Genomic DNA, 17,979 nt, shown 5'->3' on the forward strand with positions numbered 1-17,979 from the left:
AGTGTTATACGGCTTTTGTGTCCGCACGTTCAGGTGCGGCGACGACGATCGTGCGAGAAAGGAAGGGACGCGGATGGGTGTTGCTCGTAAGCAGCCGATCCGCACCCGAACCTGCATCGCTACCCGCACCGCGCAGCCGGATACCCAGCTGCTGCGGGTCGTTGCCGATCCGGACGTGCCAGGGCGGGTGCTCGCAGACCCGGGCAGGAAACTTCCTGGTCGGGGAGCGTGGATCACGCCCTCTATGGATGCGGTCGAGCTGGCGGAACAACGCCGTGCCTTCGGGCGGGCGCTCCGTCTGTCCACTGCGGTGGACCTAGGTCATGTACGTACGTACCTTGCGTCGTCGCAAAGCAATTGCGACGAGGTAAACGACCCAGACGAAAAAGGAAAGACTGAACACTGATGAGTACGCAACGATGAAGCAGCATCAGCGATGAATGTCACTGACCACGTCTAGGGGCAGGTAGCCGGAAGGGCACTGCTCCTAGCAACAACGAAGAGGAGATACGTGTCCGGAAAGCTACGCGTTCATGAGTTGGCGAAACAGCTCGGCGTAACAAGTAAGGAACTGCTTGCCACGCTCAAGGAGCAGGGCGAGTTTGTAAAGACGGCGTCGTCGACTATCGAGCCGCCCGTCGTGAAGAAGATGAAGGCGCACTACGCCAAGCAGGCCGGCGGCGACGACGCTGCCGACGAGAAGAAGGCCGAGTCTGCGCCGAAGAAGCCGCCGCTGAAGAAGCCGGGCCAGAACCGTGCGAAGGCAGCGGCTCCGAAGCCTGCCTCCCCGAAGCCCGGCGCAGCTGCGCAGGCGAAGCCGGCGGGCGATAAGCCGGCTCCGGGGGCTGGTACCCCGAAGCCCGGTGCGCCCAAGCCCGCGGCTGCGAAGCCGGGTGCCCCGAAGCCTGGTGCGCCGAAGCCTGCGGCTGCGAAGCCGGGTGCCCCGAAACCGGGTGCGCCCAAGCCCGCGGCCGCCAAGCCCGGTGCAGCTAAACCCGGTGCACCGAAGCCCGGTGCGCCCAAGCCTGGTGCACCGAAGCCGGGCGCGAAGGGCGGCGCGCCGACCCCGGGCGCTATGCCGCGTCCGGTGCCGAAGCCGGGCCGTCCGCGTGTAGCGAACAATCCGTTCTCGTCCAACTCCGGCGGCGGTCAGCGTCCGCCGCGTCCGGGTGGTGGCCGTCCGGGTGGCGGCCGTCCCGGCCAGGGCCAGGGCGGCCCGCGTCCTGGCGGCGCACGTCAGGGCGGCGGCTCCCGTCCATCCCCGGCGGACATGCCTGCAGGTCCGTCCCCGACACAGATGCCGTCGAAGGCGGCCGCCCCGGGTGGCCGTGGTCGCGGTGGCGGTCGTGGCCGTGGCGGCGGCCCGGGTGGCCCACGCTTCGGTGGACCGGGTGGCGGTTTCCGCGGTCGCGGCGGCCGTCGCGGCGGCACCGCAGGCGCATTCGGCCGTCCGGGTGGTGCACCCGGCAAGCGCCGCAAGTCCAAGGGCCAGAAGAGGGCTGAATACGAGGAGATGCACAAGCCGAACGTCATCGGTGGCGTTCGTCTTCCCGACGGCGGCGGCAAGACCGTCCGCCTGCGCCAAGGTGCGACCCTGTCCGACCTGGCGGAGAAGATCAACACCGATGCGTCGTCGCTGGTGCAGGCGCTGTTTAACCTGGGTGAGATGGTGACGGCGACGCAGTCCGTGTCCGAGGACACGCTGCAGCTGCTCGGCGCCGAGATCAACTACGAGGTGCAGATCGTCTCGCCTGAGGACGAGGACCGCGAGCTGCTCGAGTCCTTCGACCTGCAGTTCGGCGAGGACGAAGGCGGCGAAGAGGCGCTTGAGCACCGCCCGCCAGTGGTTTCCGTCATGGGCCACGTCGACCACGGTAAGACCCGTCTTCTGGACTCGATCCGCAAAGCGAACGTGGGTCGCGGCGAGGCCGGCGGCATTACCCAGGGCATCGGCGCGTACCAGACCGAGGTCACCTTGGAAGACCAGCCTCGCAAGATCACGTTCCTGGATACCCCGGGCCACGAGGCGTTTACCGCCATGCGTGCCCGCGGCGCCAAGTCCACGGACTTGGCCATCCTGGTCGTGGCGGCGGACGACGGCGTGATGCCGCAGACGGTCGAGGCGATCAACCACGCCAAGGCGGCGGAGCTGCCGATCGTGGTTGCGGTGAACAAGGTGGATAAGCCGGAGGCTCAGCCGGACAAGATCCGCGGCCAGCTCACTGAGTACGGCCTGGTGCCGGAAGAGTACGGCGGCGACACGATGTTCATCGACATCTCCGCGAAGCAGGGCACCGGCATCGACGACCTGCTCGAGGCAGTGCTGCTCACCGCGGACGCTGCTCTCGAGCTGACGGCGAACCCGGACATGGATGCCCAGGGTGTGGCCATCGAGTCCCACCTGGACCGTGGCCGCGGTCCGGTGTCCACCGTCATCGTGCAGCGCGGCACGCTGCGTGTCGGCGACTCCATCGTCGTCGGCGGCAACTTCGGCCGCGTGCGCCGCATGGTCGACGAGTGGGGCGACGACGTGGAAGAGGCGGGCCCGTCCCGTCCGGTCCAGGTCCAGGGCCTCAACGGTGTTCCCGGCCCGGGCGACAACCTGCTCGTGGTCGAGGACGACCGCGTTGCCCGCCAGATCGCGGCGCAGCGCGACGCCCGCCAGCGTGCGGCGATGCAGGCCCGCCGGAAGAAGCGTGTCTCCCTGGAGAACCTGGATCAGGCGCTCAAGGAACGCAACCAGCTCAACCTCATCCTCAAGGGCGACAACGCCGGTTCGGTGGAAGCCCTGGAGGAGGCCCTGCTCAAGATCGAGGTCGACGACGAGGTGCAGGTCAACATCATCGACCGTGGCGTCGGTGCCGTGACCCAGACCAACGTCACTCTCGCAGCGGCGTCGGACGCGATCATCGTCGGCTTCAACGTCCGTGCCGACGGCAAGGCCACCGAGGAGGCCAACGCCGAGGGTGTGGAAATCCGCTACTACTCGGTGATCTACCAGGCCATCGAGGAAGTCGAGAACGCTCTCAAGGGCATGCTCAAGCCGATCTACGAGGAGCGCGACCTGGGCGAGGCGGAGATCCGCCAGATCTTCAAGGCCTCCGCTGTCGGCCTTATCGCCGGCTGCATGGTCACCGAAGGCAAGGTCAAGCGTGGCGCGAAGCTGCGCCTGGTCCGCGACGGCAACGTCATCACCCCGGACGCGACCATCGAGTCGCTGCGCCGCGAGAAGGACGATGTCAACGAGGTGGCCAAGGGCTACGAGTGCGGCATGGTGCTGTCCTACCCGGATATCCAGGTGGGCGACATCATCCAGACCTACGAGATGGTCGAGGTCCCGCGCGACTAGCTCTGCCGCGTGACCACCGTCGCAAAGCAATTGCTTAGCGACGCCAACCCCCGCTCCGCGCGAACCTGCGCAGGGCGGGGGTTACACTATTGAAAGTTTCGGACAAAGGAGTTGAGCATGGCTGACAACCCTCGCGCACAGCGCCTGGCAAAGCAGATTCAGACGATCGTCGCATCCGCGATCGAACGTGAAGTCAAAGATCCGCGCCTGGAGCTGATCACTGTCACCGACACCCGCGTCACCGGCGACCTGCACGACGCAACCATCTACTACACGGTGCGCGGCCGCGACATCAACGACGAACCCGACTACGACCAGGCCGCCGAGGCGCTGCACCGCGCCCGCGGGCAGATCCGCAAGATCGTGGGCGACCAGCTCAGCGTGCGCTTTACCCCGACGATCTCCTTTGAGCGCGACACCGTCCCAGAGTCCTCCGCTCACATGGAGGAGCTGCTCAACCGGGCCCGCGCCCGCGATGAGGAGCTGGCGAAACTGCGCGCGAACGCAAAGCCGGCGGGCGAGAGCGACCCCTACAAGCGCACAGGTGACGATGTCTAACACGCCACCGGTATACCTCCCGGAGGCGGCGGCGCAGTTCAAGGCCGCCGCCTCCCGTGTGCGCGCAGCCGGGAAGATTTCGGTGGTCGCGCATATCAAGCCTGACGCGGACGCGATCGGTTCCGCCTGTGCGCTGGCGTTTGGTCTGGAGAAGCTGGGCAAGGACGTGCAGGTCTACATCGGCCAGCCGCTGCCGCACTCGGCGAACATGCGCACCATCCCGGGCGTGGACCGCATAGTTTATGGTGAGCCATTGCCTGACGACGGCCTCGTGGTCACCGTGGACTGCGCCTCTGCGGACCGCACCGGCTCGCTCATGCCGGCGATCATGGACGACCCCTCGCGGGTCATCGTGATCGACCACCACAACACCAACCCCGGCTTCGGCGGCATGAACGTCATTGCGGAGAGCGAATCCACCACGGTGATGGTCCGCGAACTGCTGGGCTACCTCGACGTGGAGCTGGACCCGGACATCGCCTACGGCCTGTACGCGGGACTAGTCACGGACACGGGCAGCTTCCGCTGGGGCACACCGCGCATGCATGTCTTCGCGGCTGAGCTCATGGAGTACGGGCTGGACACCCGTCAGATCGCGCTCGACCTGATGGACACCATGGGGCCGGTGGACATGCAGCTGATGGGCGAGGTGCTGGCGAAAACCCAGATTGTGCCCACGAAGGGCCTGTCCGTTGCGGTGTTGACGATCCCCGCGGGGATCCACTCGCGCATGAGCCAGACGGCGGTGGAGTCCATCATCGATTACGCCCGCTCGCTAGAAAGCACCGATGTCGGCGTGGTGCTCAAAGAACAGGCGCCGAAACACTGGGCGATGTCGCTTCGCTCGGTGGTGGTGGACGTTTCCGCCGTCGCGCAGCAGCTCGGCGGCGGCGGCCACTGGGCGGCCGCAGGCTACTCCGCCACCGGCACCCGCAACGAGGTCATCCGCAAGCTTCTCGACGCTTTCCCGGAGCCCGATGAGTAACTGGCAACCAGCAAAACAACGTTCGATGGGCCGCGAGATCCTGATGCTCGCCCTGCCTGCCCTCGGTGTTTTGGCGGCGAACCCGCTCTACCTGCTGTTGGACACCGCAGTGGTGGGCCGCCTCGGCACCGCCCAACTCGCCGCACTCGCCGCGGGTGCCGCGATCCAATCGACGGTGACGACGCAGCTGACGTTTTTGTCCTACGGCACCACCGCGCGCAGCTCGCGATTTTTTGGCGCTGGGCGGCGCGACAAAGCGGTGGCTGAGGGTGTGCAAGCCACATGGGTGGCTTTAGGCGTCGGCACGCTGCTGGCGCTCATTGTCGGGCTGTTCACGCAACCCCTCGCCCAAGCACTCGCCAACGATTACGACACGAGCGTGCGTGCGGCGCAATGGATGCGCGTGGCGGTCATCGCGGTGCCGATGACGCTGATGATCATGGCCGGCAACGGCTGGATGCGCGGGGTGCAGAACACGAAGCTACCGTTTTACCTGACATTGTGCGGGCTGGTCCCCGGCGCGATACTGCTGCCGATCTTGGTGGGGCGCTACGGCCTGGTCGGCTCGGCTGTCTCGAACGTGATCGGCATGGGCATCACCTCCGCGCTGTTTGTGGTGGTGCTGGTGCGAGAAAACGCCAGGTATGGCGGCAGCTGGACGCCACGGTGGAGCGTGATCAAGCGCCAACTGGTGCTAGGGCGGGATTTGATCTTGCGCTCGTTGTCCTTCCAGGTTTCGCTTTTGGCCGCCGCGTCTGTCGCGGGTCGGATCGGGGTGGTGGCGCTGGCGGCGCACCAGCTCATGCTGCAGCTGTGGAACTTCCTCACGCTCGTGCTGGACTCGCTGGCCATCGCGGCGCAGACCCTGACCGGTTCCGCGCTGGGCCGCGGGGGAGCGCAGCAGGCGCGCGCCGTTGGGCTACAGGCGCTGAAATACTCCATGATCTTCGCGGTGGCGCTGTCTGCCGTGTTCGCGGTATTCGCTGTGCCGATCCAGAGCATTTTCACGTCCGACCCGGAAGTCGTAGATACGCTCCGGGTGCCCTGGTTCCTGCTCATCGGGATGATCCTGGTTGGAGGGGCGGTCTTCGCTCTCGACGGCGTGCTCCTCGGTGCCGCCGACGCCGCGTTCTTGCGCAACCTCACGCTGTTTTCGCTGCTTGGTGTGGCGCTGCCGATCATCCTGGCCGCTGGCGCATTCGGATGGGGGCTCGCCGGCATCTGGGTCGGGCAGCTGGCCCAGGTAGTCGCGCGATTGATTGGCGTGGTGTGGAGATTCCGCTCAATGCGGTGGGCCGTGTCTGGTGCGGATGGTAAGAATGAGGAATGACCACCACGCTCTGGGCCGTCAGCGACCTGCACGCGGCGGTGAAGCGCAACGGCCCGAAAATTGACGCAATCCAGCCGGCCGACCCCTCAGACTGGCTCATCGTCGCTGGTGATGTAGCCGAGCGCCCGGAGCTGATCATCCAAGTGATGGAGGATCTGGCCAACCGCTTCCACACCGTGGTGTGGGTTCCCGGCAACCACGAGCTGTTCTGCCGCTCCGCCGACAGGCACCGCGGACGCGAGAAATACACGATGCTGGTGCAGGCGATGCGCTCGATCGGCGTAATCACCCCGGAGGACCGCTACCCGGTCTTCGGCGGGGTGACCATCTGCCCGTTGTTCACCCTCTACGACTACTCGTTCCGCGCCCGCAACCTCACCGTGGAAGAAGCGCTCGCCGCCGCGCACGAGAACAACGTGGTGATGACCGACGAGGTCGCAATCGCCCCCTTCGTGGACATCCGCGCCTGGTGCTGGGACCGGCTGGCGTACACCACCAAGCGGCTCTCCCGCATCAACGGCCCCACGATCCTGATTAACCACTGGCCGCTGGTCCAGGAACCGGTCCAGCGCATGCAGTGGTCCGACATCGCCCTGTGGTGCGGCACCCGGCACACGCGAACCTGGCCCCAGCGCTACAACGCGAAGGCGGTCGTGTACGGTCACCTGCACATGCCGGGGGTGACAACTGTCGCCGGAATCGAGCACATCGAAGCGTCTCTCGGCTATCCGCGTGAATGGGAGCGCCACCCGTCCGCGCAGCCGTTCCCGTACCCGGTCATGGAGGTTGAGCAGTGATGCAAGACGTTGCGCTGTTCCCTCCCGAGGCACGCTGCGTGTTCTACCTGACGGATGACGAAACCGACGCCGTCGACCTGACCCGCTACGAGGACCTGCACCCCGACGAGCGCAAGGAGGTCAGCGCCGCCGTGGACGTGCGCAAGGGCGAATTCGGCGATGCCCGCTGGTGCGCCCACCAAGCACTGCGCGAACTCGGCGTGGAATCGGCCGGGGCCATCTTGCGCGGGGAGTGGGGCATGCCGCTGTGGCCGGAGGGTTTCACCGGTTCGCTCACACATACCGACGGGCTGCGCGCCGCCGTGGCAGCCTCCACCCGGCACGTGCGCTCCATGGGCCTAGACGCCGAGCCGGCCGAGCCGCTCCCGGACGGGGTGCTGCATTCCATCGCCAGCGAAACCGAGATGGCGATGGTGCAGCGCCTGCAGTCGGACGGCTACAGGTGGGCCGATCGCCTGCTGTTCTGCGCCAAGGAAGCCACCTATAAGTGCTGGTACCCGATGACACGGCGCTGGCTCGACTTCGACGAAGCCGAAATCGAGCTGCGCACCGACGGATCCTTCACCTCCCAGCTGTTGGCCCGCCCCGCCCCGGTGCCGCTGTTCGAGGGACGCTGGGTCGAGCGCTGCGGCTACGTGGTCACGGCCACCTACGTGAGGTAGTTGGGCGGGGTTGTGGCCGGGCGTCTCTCAGCACTGGCCCGCCCGACCTCTGCCCGCCCAGCCGGCCCCGAGCGCTGCCCCCAGCTGGCCCCGAGCGCTGCCCGCCCAGCCGCCCCCGGCTCCTGTTTCCAGCTACAAGGATCCAGCTAATCGCCATATTTTGGCCGATAGCTGGGTCTTACTAGCTGGATCCGCGGGATTGGGGGCCGAGCGAAGGGGGATCGAGGCGCGGACGTAGGCGCGGGATGGGGTCGAGCGAGGGGACCGGGGCGCGGACGTAGGCGCGGATCCGCGGGATGGGGCCTGAACGCGGGAGCGGAGACCGAGCCAGGCGCGTAACCGCCCAGGCCGCACCCCTACAACGTCGACGGGCGCGCCACGAACACCGTTGCCAAGCGCTTACCCTTTTCCTTCACCAGTGCCACCGCGCGCCCGTCCGGGCCCACCGCCGCGTGCACGCCCCCAAGCCCGCGCGGCTCCAGCCACTTGCCCATGGCCAGCGCGTCGTACTCTTCGGCCGTCACGTCGAGCACCGGCCACGCGCGGACCAGCGCCTCGTCCAGGCTCAGGGACAGCTCGGCGGCGTCCTCGAGCTGCTCGAGGGTGCGTGCGTCGGTGAGGGCGAAGGAGCCGACGCGGGAGCGTCGTAAGGCAATTAAATGCCCCCCGACCCCGAGGGCAGCGCCGAGGTCGCGCCCGAGCGAGCGGATGTAGGTGCCGGAAGAGCAGTGCACGCGCGCGTCGACGTCCACGTATTCGCCGTCGCGGCGGATCTCGCCCAGGTCAAACGCGTGGATGGTCACCTCACGCGCGGGGATGTCCACCTCCTCGCCGGCGCGCACCAGCTCGTGCGCGCGCCGCCCGCCGATCTTGATCGCGGACACCTTCGACGGCACCTGCATGATCGTGCCGGTCAGCTTCGCCACCTCGGCGCGAATCGCCTCATCGGTCACACCAGAGGCATCATGCTTGTCGACGATCGCGCCCTCGGCATCATCCGTCGTCGTCGACGCGCCCAGTCGGATGGTGGTTTCGTACACCTTGTCCTCAGCCACAAGATGGGCCAGCAGCTTCGTGCCGCGTTCGATGCCCGCCACCAGCACCCCGGTTGCCATGGGGTCGAGCGTGCCCGCGTGGCCGACCTTGCGGGTGCCGAAGATGCGGCGCAGGCGGGCGACAACGTCGTGGCTGGTCATGCCGGCGGGCTTGTCCACGACGACGATTCCGGAAGTGGAGAGGGGATCGTTCATGCCTCGGGATTATGCCGTACCCTAAGTCCCCGTGGATATTCTGCGCGGGCTTTCGAGCGTGCCGGATTCCTTCGCGGAAACCGGCACGGTGGTCACTATCGGTGTGTTCGATGGGGTGCACCGGGGCCACCAGCTGCTCATTTCCAAAGCGGTGGACACCGCTCGCGAGCTCGGTGTGCCGTGCGTGGTGATGACCTTCGACCCGCACCCCGTGACCATTTTCGCCCCGGAACACGCGCCGCGGGCGCTGATGCCTCTCAACGAGCGCGCCCGCCACATCGCCGAACTCGGCGTGGACGCGCTGCTGGTCATCGACTTCCGCGAAGAGCTCGCGGGCCTGACGCCTGCGCAGTACATGGACGACGTGCTGGTTTCCACCCTGGGCGCGAAGCACGTGCTGGTGGGGGAGAACTTCACCTTCGGCCGCGACGCCGCCGGCACCGCGACCGACATGGCGCAGCTGGGGGAGCAGGCGGGCGTGGACGTGACCATCGTCAAGCTGCTGGGCGAGGGAGAGGTACGCATTTGCTCCACCGCCATCCGCGACCACCTCTCCGGCGGCGACGTCGCTTTGGCCACCGATTTTATGGGTCGGCCGTTTTCCGTTATTGCTCCGATTGAGCGCGGTGCGGGACGCGGCGGCAAGGAGCTGGGCTACCCCACGGCGAACCAGTACGCCTCCGACACCTCGGCGGTGCCCGCAGACGGCGTCTACGCGGGGTGGCTGACAATCATCGACGAGGGAGCCATCGACGGCGACATGCAGCCCGGTGTGCGCTACCCGGCGGCGATTTCCGTGGGCACCAACCCGACGTTCGGCGACGCGCGGCGCAGCGTGGAGTCCTTCGTGCTGGACCGGGATGCGGACCTGTACGGCCGGATGGCGCGCGTGGAATTCGTGGAAAAGGTCCGCGACATGCTCAAGTTCAACTCGGTGGATGAGCTTTTGGAGCACATGGCACGCGACGTATCCCGCACCCGCGATATTCTCGGGGCATGACCACCAAGCTGATCCTGGATCTGGACACCGGCATCGACGATGCCCTCGCCCTCGCGTACGCCCTCGCCTCCCCGGAGGTTGACCTCATCGGAGTGACCTGCACCTACGGCAACGTCGTGGTGGAGGAGTCCGTGCGCAACACGCTGGCAATTCTGGAACTGTTCGGCCGCACGGACGTGCCGGTGTTTGCCGGGCCCGGACACGCGCGCGCCAAGGACTCCTTCGAGGTCCAAGAGATCTCCGCGTTCATCCACGGCAAAAACGGCATCGGCGAGGTGGAGATCCCGGATGCCGCCCGCCAGGTGGAGGACACCTCCGCCGTGGACTTCTTGGTCGAATCAGTGGCGCAGTACGGCAGCGACTTGGTGATTGTGCCCACCGGCCCGTCCACCACCATTGCCGCAGCAATTGAGGCGTCCAACGTGTTCCGCGAGAGTGCGCAGATTGTGATGATGGGCGGCGCGCTCACCGTGCCGGGCAACGTCACTCCCTGGTCTGAGGCGAACGTCCACCAGGACCCTGAGGCGACGGACCTGATGTTCCGCAGGCTGCGCAACGTCACCATGATCGGCCTGGATGTCACGCTGAAGACGCTGCTGACCACAGCCGAGACCGCGAAGTGGTCCGAGCTGGGCACCACCGGCGGCAACTTCCTCGCGGACATCACGAACTACTACATCGACGCGTACAAGACCACCTCGCCGCACCTGGGCGGCTGCGGTCTACACGACCCGCTGGCGGTGGCTGTGGCGATCAACCCGGGGCTGGTGGACACCCTGGGCATCAACATGAAGGTGGACGTGGAGGGTGAAACTCGCGGGCGTACCATCGGCGACGAGACCCGTCTCAACGACCAAGACAAGCACTCTGCTGTGGCTGTGGGGGTGGACACTGCCGGCTTCTTGGAGGAGTTCATGCGGCGGTTGACCGGTTTGGCCCGCGAGACCCCGGTCGTGTAACCTCTCCCAAGGTCTTGCGCCATTTGACTGTGGTTCGCGGCAGTTGCGGCGCAGCGAAGACTTTTCCGTAGAACGCGAACTGAAACAACCAAGGAGTACCTCATGGCACTGTCCACTGAGAAGAAGGCTGAGATCCTCAAGGCTTACGGCCTGCACGAGACCGACACCGGTTCCCCGGAGGCTCAGGTTGCGCTGCTGACCGAGCGCATCAACAACCTGACCGAGCACCTCAAGGATCACCAGCACGACCACCACTCCCGTCGTGGCCTGCTGCTGCTCGTCGGCCGCCGCCGCGGTCTGCTGAAGTACCTGCGCGAGAACAACGTCGAGCGCTACCGTGACCTGATCGGTCGCCTGGGTCTGCGCCGCTAAGCGTCGTTAAGCCGTCGCAAAGCTACAGCCCAAAAAGAACGCCTCACCAGCACGGTGGGGCGTTTTTTGTTATCATCATTGGCCGTTGCATGAGAAACACGACAAGGCGGCACCGATGATCGCCATGAACCTTCAAGGAGAGGGATCCTTTTGAGCAACTTCAAGCCAAAGAATGCTTTCGACGTCCACGTGGACGAGGAATTTGGCATCACCGAAGCAGTAGCGACGCTGGACAACGGCGACTTCGGGTCGCGCACCATCCGTTTTGAGACGGGCCAGCTGGCCCGCCAGGCGGACGGCTCCGTGACCACCTACCTCGACGACGAGACGATGATGCTGGCCACCACGACCGCATCCAACCAGCCGCGCGAGGGCTTCGACTTCTTCCCGCTGACCGTGGACGTGGAAGAGCGCATGTACGCAGCCGGCAAGATCCCGGGCTCCTTCTTCCGCCGCGAGGGTCGTCCCTCCACCCAGGCGATCTTGGCGTGCCGCCTGATCGACCGCCCGCTGCGCCCGACCTTTGTCAAGGGCCTGCGCAATGAGGTGCAGGTGGTCATCACCGTGCTCTCGCAGCACCCGGAGGAGTACTACGACGTCGTGGCCATCAACGGTGCGTCCGCTGCGACCCAGCTGTCCGGCCTGCCGGTCTCCGGCCCGGTCGGCGGCGTGCGCATGGCGCTGCTGGCGGACGACAAGCACCCGGAGGGCCAGTGGGTGGCCTTCCCGAACCACGAGCAGCACGAGCGCTGCCTGTTCGAGATGGTCGTGGCTGGCCGCATGGTCGAGCGCAAGCGCGGCCGCAAGACCGAGGAAGACGTCGCCATCATGATGGTGGAGGCAGGCGCCGGCGTGAACGTGGTCAAGCAGATTGAGGCTGGCTACCCGGCACCGACTGAGTCGACCGTCGCCGAGGGCATCGAGGCCGCCAAGCCGTTCATTGAGACCCTGTGCCGCGCCCAGCGCGGTCTGGCCGACGAGATGGCTAAGGAGACCAAGGAGTTCCCGCTCTTCCCTGCCTACTCCGACAAGGTGTTCAATGCCGTGGAGAAGAAGGCGTCCAAGAAGCTGGCCAAGTTGCTGACCATCAAGGGCAAGGCCGAGCGCGACGAGGCCACCAACGGGTACATGGAAGACATCGAGGAGAGCCTTCTCGACGACTTCGACATCGACGACGATGACCGCGAGGAGTACGCGGCGGCGTCGAAGGAGATCCGCGCGGCGTACAACGCACTGATGAAGCAGATTGTGCGCGAGAAGATCCTCGCCGAGGGCTTCCGCATCGACGGCCGCGGCGTGACGGACATCCGCGACCTCGAGGTCGAGGTCGAGCTCATCCCGCGCGCCCACGGCTCCGCCCTGTTCGAGCGCGGCGAGACCCAGATCCTGGGCGTAACCACCCTGGACATGCTGAAGATGGAGCAGCACCTGGATTCTCTGCACCCGGAGGATTCCAAGCGCTACATCCACCACTACAACTTCCCGCCGTACTCCACCGGCGAGACTGGCCGCGTCGGTTCTCCGAAGCGCCGGGAGATCGGCCACGGCGCGCTCGCCGAGCGCGCGCTGCTGCCGGTGATCCCGTCGCGCGAGGACTTCCCGTACACCATCCGTCAGGTTTCCGAGGCTCTGGGCTCCAACGGCTCGACCTCCATGGGCTCGGTGTGCGCCTCCACGCTGTCGCTGTACAACGCAGGCGTGCCGCTGGCCGCCCCGGTGGCCGGCATCGCAATGGGCCTGGTCTCCGGCGAGGTCAACGGCGAGACCGAATACGTCGCACTGACCGACATCCTGGGCGCGGAGGACGCGTTCGGCGACATGGACTTCAAGGTCGCCGGCACCCGCGAGTTCATCACCGCGCTGCAGCTGGACACCAAGCTCGACGGCATCCCGTCGAAGGTGCTGGCTGACGCGCTGAACCAGGCACGCGACGCGCGCGACGCCATCCTGGACACCATGGCCGAGGTCATCGAGGGCCCGGACGAGATGAACGCCCTCGCGCCGAAGATCACCACCGTGAAGGTCCCTGTGTCCAAGATCGGCGAGGTCATCGGCCCGAAGGGCAAGACCATCAACCAGATCACCGAGGACACCGGCGCCGAGATCTCCATCGAGGACGACGGCACCGTGTTCGTCTCCGCCGCTTCCGGCGAGGCTGCGGACGCCGCGATTGAGAAGATCAACGCGATTGCCAACCCGCAGATGCCTAAGGTGGGCGAGCGTTACCTGGGCACCGTGGTCAAGACCGTGGCGTTCGGTGCGTTCGTGTCCATCATGCCGGGCACCGACGGCCTGATCCATATCTCCAACCTGGGCGGCAACACCCGTGTGGAGAACGTCGAGGACGTCATCAACGTCGGCGACAAGGTCGAGGTGGAGATCCGCGACATCGACAACCGCGGCAAGATCTCGTTGGTCCCGGTCGAGGACGGCGAGTAAACCGGCAGGTCATCGTCGAAAAGCGGGCGCTCTCGTGGTGAGGGCGCCCGCTTTCTTGCTTATCGACGTTTCACGTCACGGCAAGAACCGCAACTTCTTGCCAAGATCCAGCGCAGTGGTCATGAGCTCGCCGTAGTACTTGCGCGGCATCTGCTTCGGGCCGCGCATGGGCATGATCCGCTGCTGGGAAATGTTCTTGACCTCGGTGTACTTGGTCAGTCCCTCGGGGCCGTGGCGGCGGGCGACACCCGACTCCTTCACGCCGCCGAGCGGGGTGGACACGGATGCCCAGGTGGCCGCGTAGCCGTCGTTGATGGTCACGCCGCCGGCCTGCACCTGCTCAGCGATTTCCCAGGCTGTGTCGGGAGCGCCGAACACGGAGGCGTTGAGGCCGTAGCTGGTGTTGTTGGCTAGGCGGATCGCCTCGTCGGTGTCCGCCACGCGCTGGACGTAGACGACGGGGCCGAAGACCTCCTGGGTGAGGAGGTCGGCGCTTTCGGGCACGTCGATGAGCACCGTCGGCTCGAAGAAGAACGGCCCAAGGTCCGGGCGGGGTGTGCCGCCGGCGACGACGGTCGCGCCCTTTGCCACGGCGTCGTCGACGAACCGTTGCACGGTGTCCAACTGGTTCTGGTTGATCAGCGAGCCCATCTGGTAGTTCCAGTTCAAGCCCGACCCCAGTTTGATGCGTTTGGTGGCGTCGCGGAACGCGGCGATGAAGCGGTCGAAGACCTCGTCGGGCACGTAAATGCGCTCGATGGAGACGCACAGTTGGCCGGAGTTGGAGAAGCAGGCTGTGGCGATGGTGTCGATGTGGGCCTCGATGTCCGCATCCGGCGCGATGATCATCGGGTTCTTGCCGCCGAGCTCGGCGGAGTAGCCCACGAGGCGCTCGCCGACAACCTTGCCCAGAAGCTTGCCGGTGGCGGTGGAGCCGGTGAACATGAGGTAGTCGCACTGCTGGGCGATCGCCCGGCCGACGACCTTGCCTGAACCGGTGACGATCTGGAACACGTCGTGCGGGAGACCAGCGTTTGTGAGTAACTTCTTGGCGATGATGGCAGAAAACGGGGTGGAAGAATCCGGCTTCGCCACCACGGCGTTACCGGCCAACAATGCGGGGATGGCGTCGGAGACGCCGAGCGCGAGCGGGTAGTTCCACGGGCTGATCTGGCCCACCACGCCCTTGGGGTAGCGCTGCTCCTTAGTGGAGGTGATCAATGGAAATGCGCCAGCACGGCGCTTGGTGGACAGAAAACCGGCTGCGTTGTTGGCGTAGTAGCGGGTGTTGTTGAGCACGTCCAGCACTTCATCGAACGCCGCGGTGCGGTCCTTACCTGTCTCCAGCTGCACCAGATCCGCCAGCAGGTCTTGGCGTTGAATAACAATCTTGTGGAATTTCTCCATGACCTTCACGCGGTCCGCTACTGGTTTCGCGGACCAGTCCTTTTGCGCCGAGTGGGCGATCCGGAACGCTTCGTCCACATCCGCCTCCGTGCCGTTGCCGACAGCGCCGAGGGCGTCCTCAACGACGGGGGAGCGGACCACGGTGCAGTCTCCGGAGGCAAGCGAACCGGTGGTGTGGTTGGTGGTGAGCTTGAGCAGTTCCTCTACGAAAGGTGTTGGCAGTGCTTCTTCCTTGAGCCGTCTTGGGAGCATGGAGACGAGCTTAGGCTGCATTCGCCGTGGTAGGGTTTGGCGGATTATCAGTGGAGTTCCGCTTTGACGGCCCCGCGAGTTCCCGTGCAGGAAAGGTGAATCCATGGGGCGCATTAATGTGAAAAAGACTGCCGTGGCCCTTGTGGCTGGTCTTTCCGCATTTGCTGCGACCGGTGTCGCAGTCGCGCAGGGAGGCATTGCCGCCAACCTTGCCCTGTCGGGCACGTTTTTCTCCGTGAGCATGAGTCACCTTAGGGGAGAAGGCCTTTCGGTGTTCGTGGACGGCGAACAGATGGCCAACCAGCAGTTGCCCGTCGCGCGTTTTAAGTTCCAGCACGCCTACGCGTCCAACCTCTGTTTGTCTGCAACGTTGCCAGATGTGCCGCTGATCGGGGAAAGCACTTTCCGTCTTTCGGCGAACGGGAATGACAGCGTTGAGGCCCGCGATTTGGTCGTAGGCGCCACGGATGTCTCAGGCTCCCTCGACCTGGGCAATGCGGCTGTTGGCGTGGACGCTAGTCAGTACAACGATGCTGCGGCACCGGGCGCCTGGGGTCTGTCTGCCGGAACCGTGGCGTTGAGCGCAGACCACATCCGGGCGACGTCGGTGGGAGCACAAACGCTGAAGGTGTCCGGCGTCAACGTTTCCGTCAAAAGGGGCTCATCAGATGCCTGCTAAGCACGCCGATGACCGTGGTTGGCGCGAAAAATTCCGTGAGTGGCGCAGCACCCGTCCCTTCGCTGGCGGCCTGCTCATGCTCATCTCCGGCATCATCATGGTCGCGCCGGCGTACTTTACGGTGCAGATTTCGGACCTTCTGGTGATGATCTCCACCATATCCGGCGTGTCCACTCTGCTCATCGGTGCGCTGCTCATCATGTTCGGCATCGGCACCTGGATGCAGCCGTACACTGCGACGTATTTAGGGGTGCTGGGCATCATCGTCGCCATCATCGCGGTGCCGACGTCGAACCTCGGCGGCTTCTTCATCGGGTCGCTCCTCGGCATCGTCGGCGGCGCGCTCGCGCTCGGTTGGGAGCGCGAACCGAAACGACACCGACACGCAGCCCCAGTCCTCGCCGTCGTTGTAGGTGTAGGTGTCGGCGCACCTATGCTTTACGACGAACCAAAGGTCATCGCCCAGGAAAGTCCGACTATCCCTCCCGGCAATCCCGCGGTGATTCGCGGGGAGCATGTGGAGCTGAAGGGCAACGTGCACGCCACTGTTGGACTGGCAAATACCGGGGGGTCGCGCAAGCGCACACTCATCCTGACAGGAGATGAGCTCGTTGCGCGGAACCTCTCTTTGGACCTGCCGGGGCTTCCAGGACTTGGGAACCTGACAACAGGTCCAGTTGAAACACGACTCTCCCGGGGCCCTGTGCGTATCGAGGTAACGGGAATTACTGCAACGCCTGTGGTGGCCGGGGTGCCGACGGTGCCCGTCACGGTGGATCTGAATGGCGATCTGGGCGCTGTCCTCCAGCAGCTCGGCATTCCGGACGCGCGCCCGGTACCAAATGTGGCTGTGCCGGACATGGTCATGGACCATGTGGCGCTCAACAACGCAACCTTAGAGCTGGTGAGTCTGCATAGTCAGCAGTTCCGCGCACCGTCGTTCACACTGAGCGCCACAAGAAACTAGCGGGAGCCGGGCTTGCGCTCCGGGTTGTCGCTGTGCTCATCCACTGGCCGCTCGCCGTGGCCGAACAGCTCATCGCGCTTCTTGTAGGCGTACAGCCCAGCCAGGGGAGAAAACCCCATGAGGAATCCCCACCGGCGCTTGGAGTCCTCCTCCATGTCGCTTTCGTAGATCTCCTTTGAGGTGTTGCCCAGTGCCACGATGCCGCCGATGGCAAGAAGCGCCACGAAACCGAGTCCGAGCCAGGAAATCAGACTCATTGTTGCCTCCTACTTCTGAAAGTCCACGACCACGCGGGTCGGGTTCTCCAGCAGGTACAGGTTGTACGGGCGCTGAGCGTTCAGGCCCACGATGTACTGGGCGTCCGCCTCGAAGATTCCGCCGTCGGCGATCTCCTGAATGCCGCCGGCCGCCACTCCGGCGGGGTCGGCCTTGGCCAAATCCGCGTCGCTCAGGCCCATCGACCACGGCACACCTTGGATGATCAGCTCGAAGTACGCGTTGCCGGCGGGCACAAGCGGAAGCCCGGAGGCCTGCTGGTGCGGGTCCGTGGTGTAGCCGGCCAACACATTCGGCGTGCCGGTGCCGGATAGCTCCACCACGACACGGTCGACACCTTCGTGGGAACCGGCCCGCACGTCTTCGATTTGCAGCTCCCGGTTGCCCGGGTTCTGCAGGTGGGTGTCTTCCAGAGCGAACGGGGTAGCGGACTGTCCGCCTGCCGGGGCCGCCGCGGCGGAGACATCCTTGGTGTCCGCCTCGGTCGTGTCTTCTGCGGCCGCAGAAGTGGACGCCGGTGCAGTGGAACTCGCGGCAGAGGTCGTGGTTGACGCGGCTTCCGGCTCAGAAGACGAACCGGTGTCACCCGTCTCTGCGCCGCAGCCCGCAACGGTCAAGGCGGCCACTGCGAGTGCTGCGTATACGGCTCGGCTGCGGGTGGGGCTGAACTTGCGGCTGTGGAGTGTCATAGCCCCAC

At 65.6% G+C, this 17,979-nt stretch carries 17 protein-coding genes; 13 read left to right on the top strand and 4 right to left on the bottom strand.

What is annotated here, in order from left to right; all coding sequences use genetic code 11:
* Positions 1-73: 73 nt before the first annotated feature.
* The 7 genes from HMPREF3151_RS05150 to HMPREF3151_RS05180 all read left to right on the top strand — a co-directional run bounded on the left by HMPREF3151_RS05150 (position 74) and on the right by HMPREF3151_RS05180 (position 7,681).
* A complete protein-coding gene (locus HMPREF3151_RS05150; protein ID WP_070474137.1) occupies positions 74-406 on the top strand; it encodes a YlxR family protein in 333 nt (110 codons plus the stop codon).
* A gap of 105 nt (positions 407-511) precedes the next feature.
* Positions 512-3,349: a translation initiation factor IF-2 gene (gene infB, locus HMPREF3151_RS05155; protein WP_070474139.1), complete on the top strand. Its 2,838-nt coding sequence runs from the start codon at positions 512-514 to the stop codon at positions 3,347-3,349.
* 117 nt (positions 3,350-3,466) lie between these two features.
* The gene (rbfA, locus tag HMPREF3151_RS05160; RefSeq protein WP_070474140.1) at positions 3,467-3,907 is read left to right on the top strand and encodes a 30S ribosome-binding factor RbfA; all 441 of its coding nucleotides are present in this window, start codon (positions 3,467-3,469) and stop codon (positions 3,905-3,907) included.
* Positions 3,900-4,892 (top strand): DHH family phosphoesterase, encoded by a 993-nt coding sequence (locus tag HMPREF3151_RS05165; protein WP_070474143.1) that lies wholly within the window; start codon positions 3,900-3,902, stop codon positions 4,890-4,892. The genes rbfA and HMPREF3151_RS05165 overlap by 8 nt, the downstream gene beginning before the upstream one ends.
* Positions 4,885-6,222 carry an MATE family efflux transporter gene (locus tag HMPREF3151_RS05170; protein WP_083290199.1) on the top strand — a complete coding sequence of 446 codons (1,338 nt, stop codon included), beginning with the start codon at positions 4,885-4,887 and terminating at the stop codon, positions 6,220-6,222. The genes HMPREF3151_RS05165 and HMPREF3151_RS05170 overlap by 8 nt, the downstream gene beginning before the upstream one ends.
* Positions 6,219-7,019, top strand: a complete 801-nt coding sequence (locus HMPREF3151_RS05175; protein WP_070474147.1) for a metallophosphoesterase family protein — start codon at positions 6,219-6,221, stop codon at positions 7,017-7,019. Before HMPREF3151_RS05170 ends, HMPREF3151_RS05175 begins: the two co-directional genes overlap by 4 nt.
* The gene (locus tag HMPREF3151_RS05180; protein WP_070474149.1) at positions 7,019-7,681 is read left to right on the top strand and encodes a 4'-phosphopantetheinyl transferase family protein; all 663 of its coding nucleotides are present in this window, start codon (positions 7,019-7,021) and stop codon (positions 7,679-7,681) included. The genes HMPREF3151_RS05175 and HMPREF3151_RS05180 overlap by 1 nt, the downstream gene beginning before the upstream one ends.
* Positions 7,682-8,037: 356 nt before the next feature.
* On the opposite strand, the gene truB is transcribed toward HMPREF3151_RS05180, so the two are convergent.
* Positions 8,038-8,931 carry a tRNA pseudouridine(55) synthase TruB gene (gene truB / locus HMPREF3151_RS05185; RefSeq protein WP_070474150.1) on the bottom strand — a complete coding sequence of 298 codons (894 nt, stop codon included), beginning with the start codon at positions 8,929-8,931 and terminating at the stop codon, positions 8,038-8,040.
* 31 nt (positions 8,932-8,962) lie between these two features.
* Here truB and HMPREF3151_RS05190 point away from each other — a divergent pair, with 31 nt between their 5' ends.
* From HMPREF3151_RS05190 to HMPREF3151_RS05205, 4 genes are all read left to right on the top strand, one after another.
* Positions 8,963-9,931, top strand: a complete 969-nt coding sequence (locus HMPREF3151_RS05190) for a bifunctional riboflavin kinase/FAD synthetase (RefSeq protein WP_070474152.1) — start codon at positions 8,963-8,965, stop codon at positions 9,929-9,931.
* A complete protein-coding gene (locus HMPREF3151_RS05195; RefSeq protein WP_070474154.1) occupies positions 9,928-10,890 on the top strand; it encodes a nucleoside hydrolase in 963 nt (320 codons plus the stop codon). Before HMPREF3151_RS05190 ends, HMPREF3151_RS05195 begins: the two co-directional genes overlap by 4 nt.
* Positions 10,891-10,992: 102 nt before the next feature.
* Entirely contained in the window at positions 10,993-11,262 is a 270-nt protein-coding gene (rpsO, locus tag HMPREF3151_RS05200) for a 30S ribosomal protein S15 (protein WP_070474158.1), read from the top strand.
* 150 nt (positions 11,263-11,412) lie between these two features.
* Positions 11,413-13,701: a polyribonucleotide nucleotidyltransferase gene (locus HMPREF3151_RS05205; protein WP_070474160.1), complete on the top strand. Its 2,289-nt coding sequence runs from the start codon at positions 11,413-11,415 to the stop codon at positions 13,699-13,701.
* 75 nt (positions 13,702-13,776) lie between these two features.
* Here HMPREF3151_RS05205 and HMPREF3151_RS05210 read toward each other — a convergent pair whose 3' ends face one another.
* A complete protein-coding gene (locus tag HMPREF3151_RS05210) occupies positions 13,777-15,360 on the bottom strand; it encodes a succinic semialdehyde dehydrogenase (RefSeq protein WP_070474162.1) in 1,584 nt (527 codons plus the stop codon).
* A 103-nt stretch (positions 15,361-15,463) separates the two neighbouring features.
* Between HMPREF3151_RS05210 and HMPREF3151_RS05215 the strand changes: the two genes are divergently transcribed.
* Both HMPREF3151_RS05215 and HMPREF3151_RS12170 read left to right on the top strand, forming a co-directional pair.
* Positions 15,464-16,039 (top strand): DUF6230 family protein, encoded by a 576-nt coding sequence (locus tag HMPREF3151_RS05215; RefSeq protein ID WP_070474164.1) that lies wholly within the window; start codon positions 15,464-15,466, stop codon positions 16,037-16,039.
* Positions 16,029-17,006, top strand: coding sequence for a DUF6114 domain-containing protein (locus tag HMPREF3151_RS12170; protein WP_246815210.1), 978 nt, complete (start codon positions 16,029-16,031; stop codon positions 17,004-17,006). Before HMPREF3151_RS05215 ends, HMPREF3151_RS12170 begins: the two co-directional genes overlap by 11 nt.
* Here the strand turns inward: HMPREF3151_RS12170 and HMPREF3151_RS05225 are convergent.
* Both HMPREF3151_RS05225 and HMPREF3151_RS05230 read right to left on the bottom strand, forming a co-directional pair.
* A complete protein-coding gene (locus HMPREF3151_RS05225) occupies positions 17,003-17,263 on the bottom strand; it encodes a hypothetical protein (RefSeq protein WP_070474165.1) in 261 nt (86 codons plus the stop codon). The two genes, HMPREF3151_RS12170 and HMPREF3151_RS05225, sit on opposite strands and share 4 nt — an antisense overlap.
* 9 nt (positions 17,264-17,272) lie before the next feature.
* On the bottom strand, positions 17,273-17,971 hold the full coding sequence (locus HMPREF3151_RS05230; RefSeq protein ID WP_141741336.1) for an AMIN-like domain-containing (lipo)protein: 699 nt from the start codon (positions 17,969-17,971) through the stop codon (positions 17,273-17,275).
* Positions 17,972-17,979: the final 8 nt, after the last annotated feature.

Origin of the sequence: Corynebacterium sp. HMSC05H05 (genome assembly GCF_001807265.1) — a bacterium.
Lineage (GTDB): Bacteria > Actinomycetota > Actinomycetes > Mycobacteriales > Mycobacteriaceae > Corynebacterium.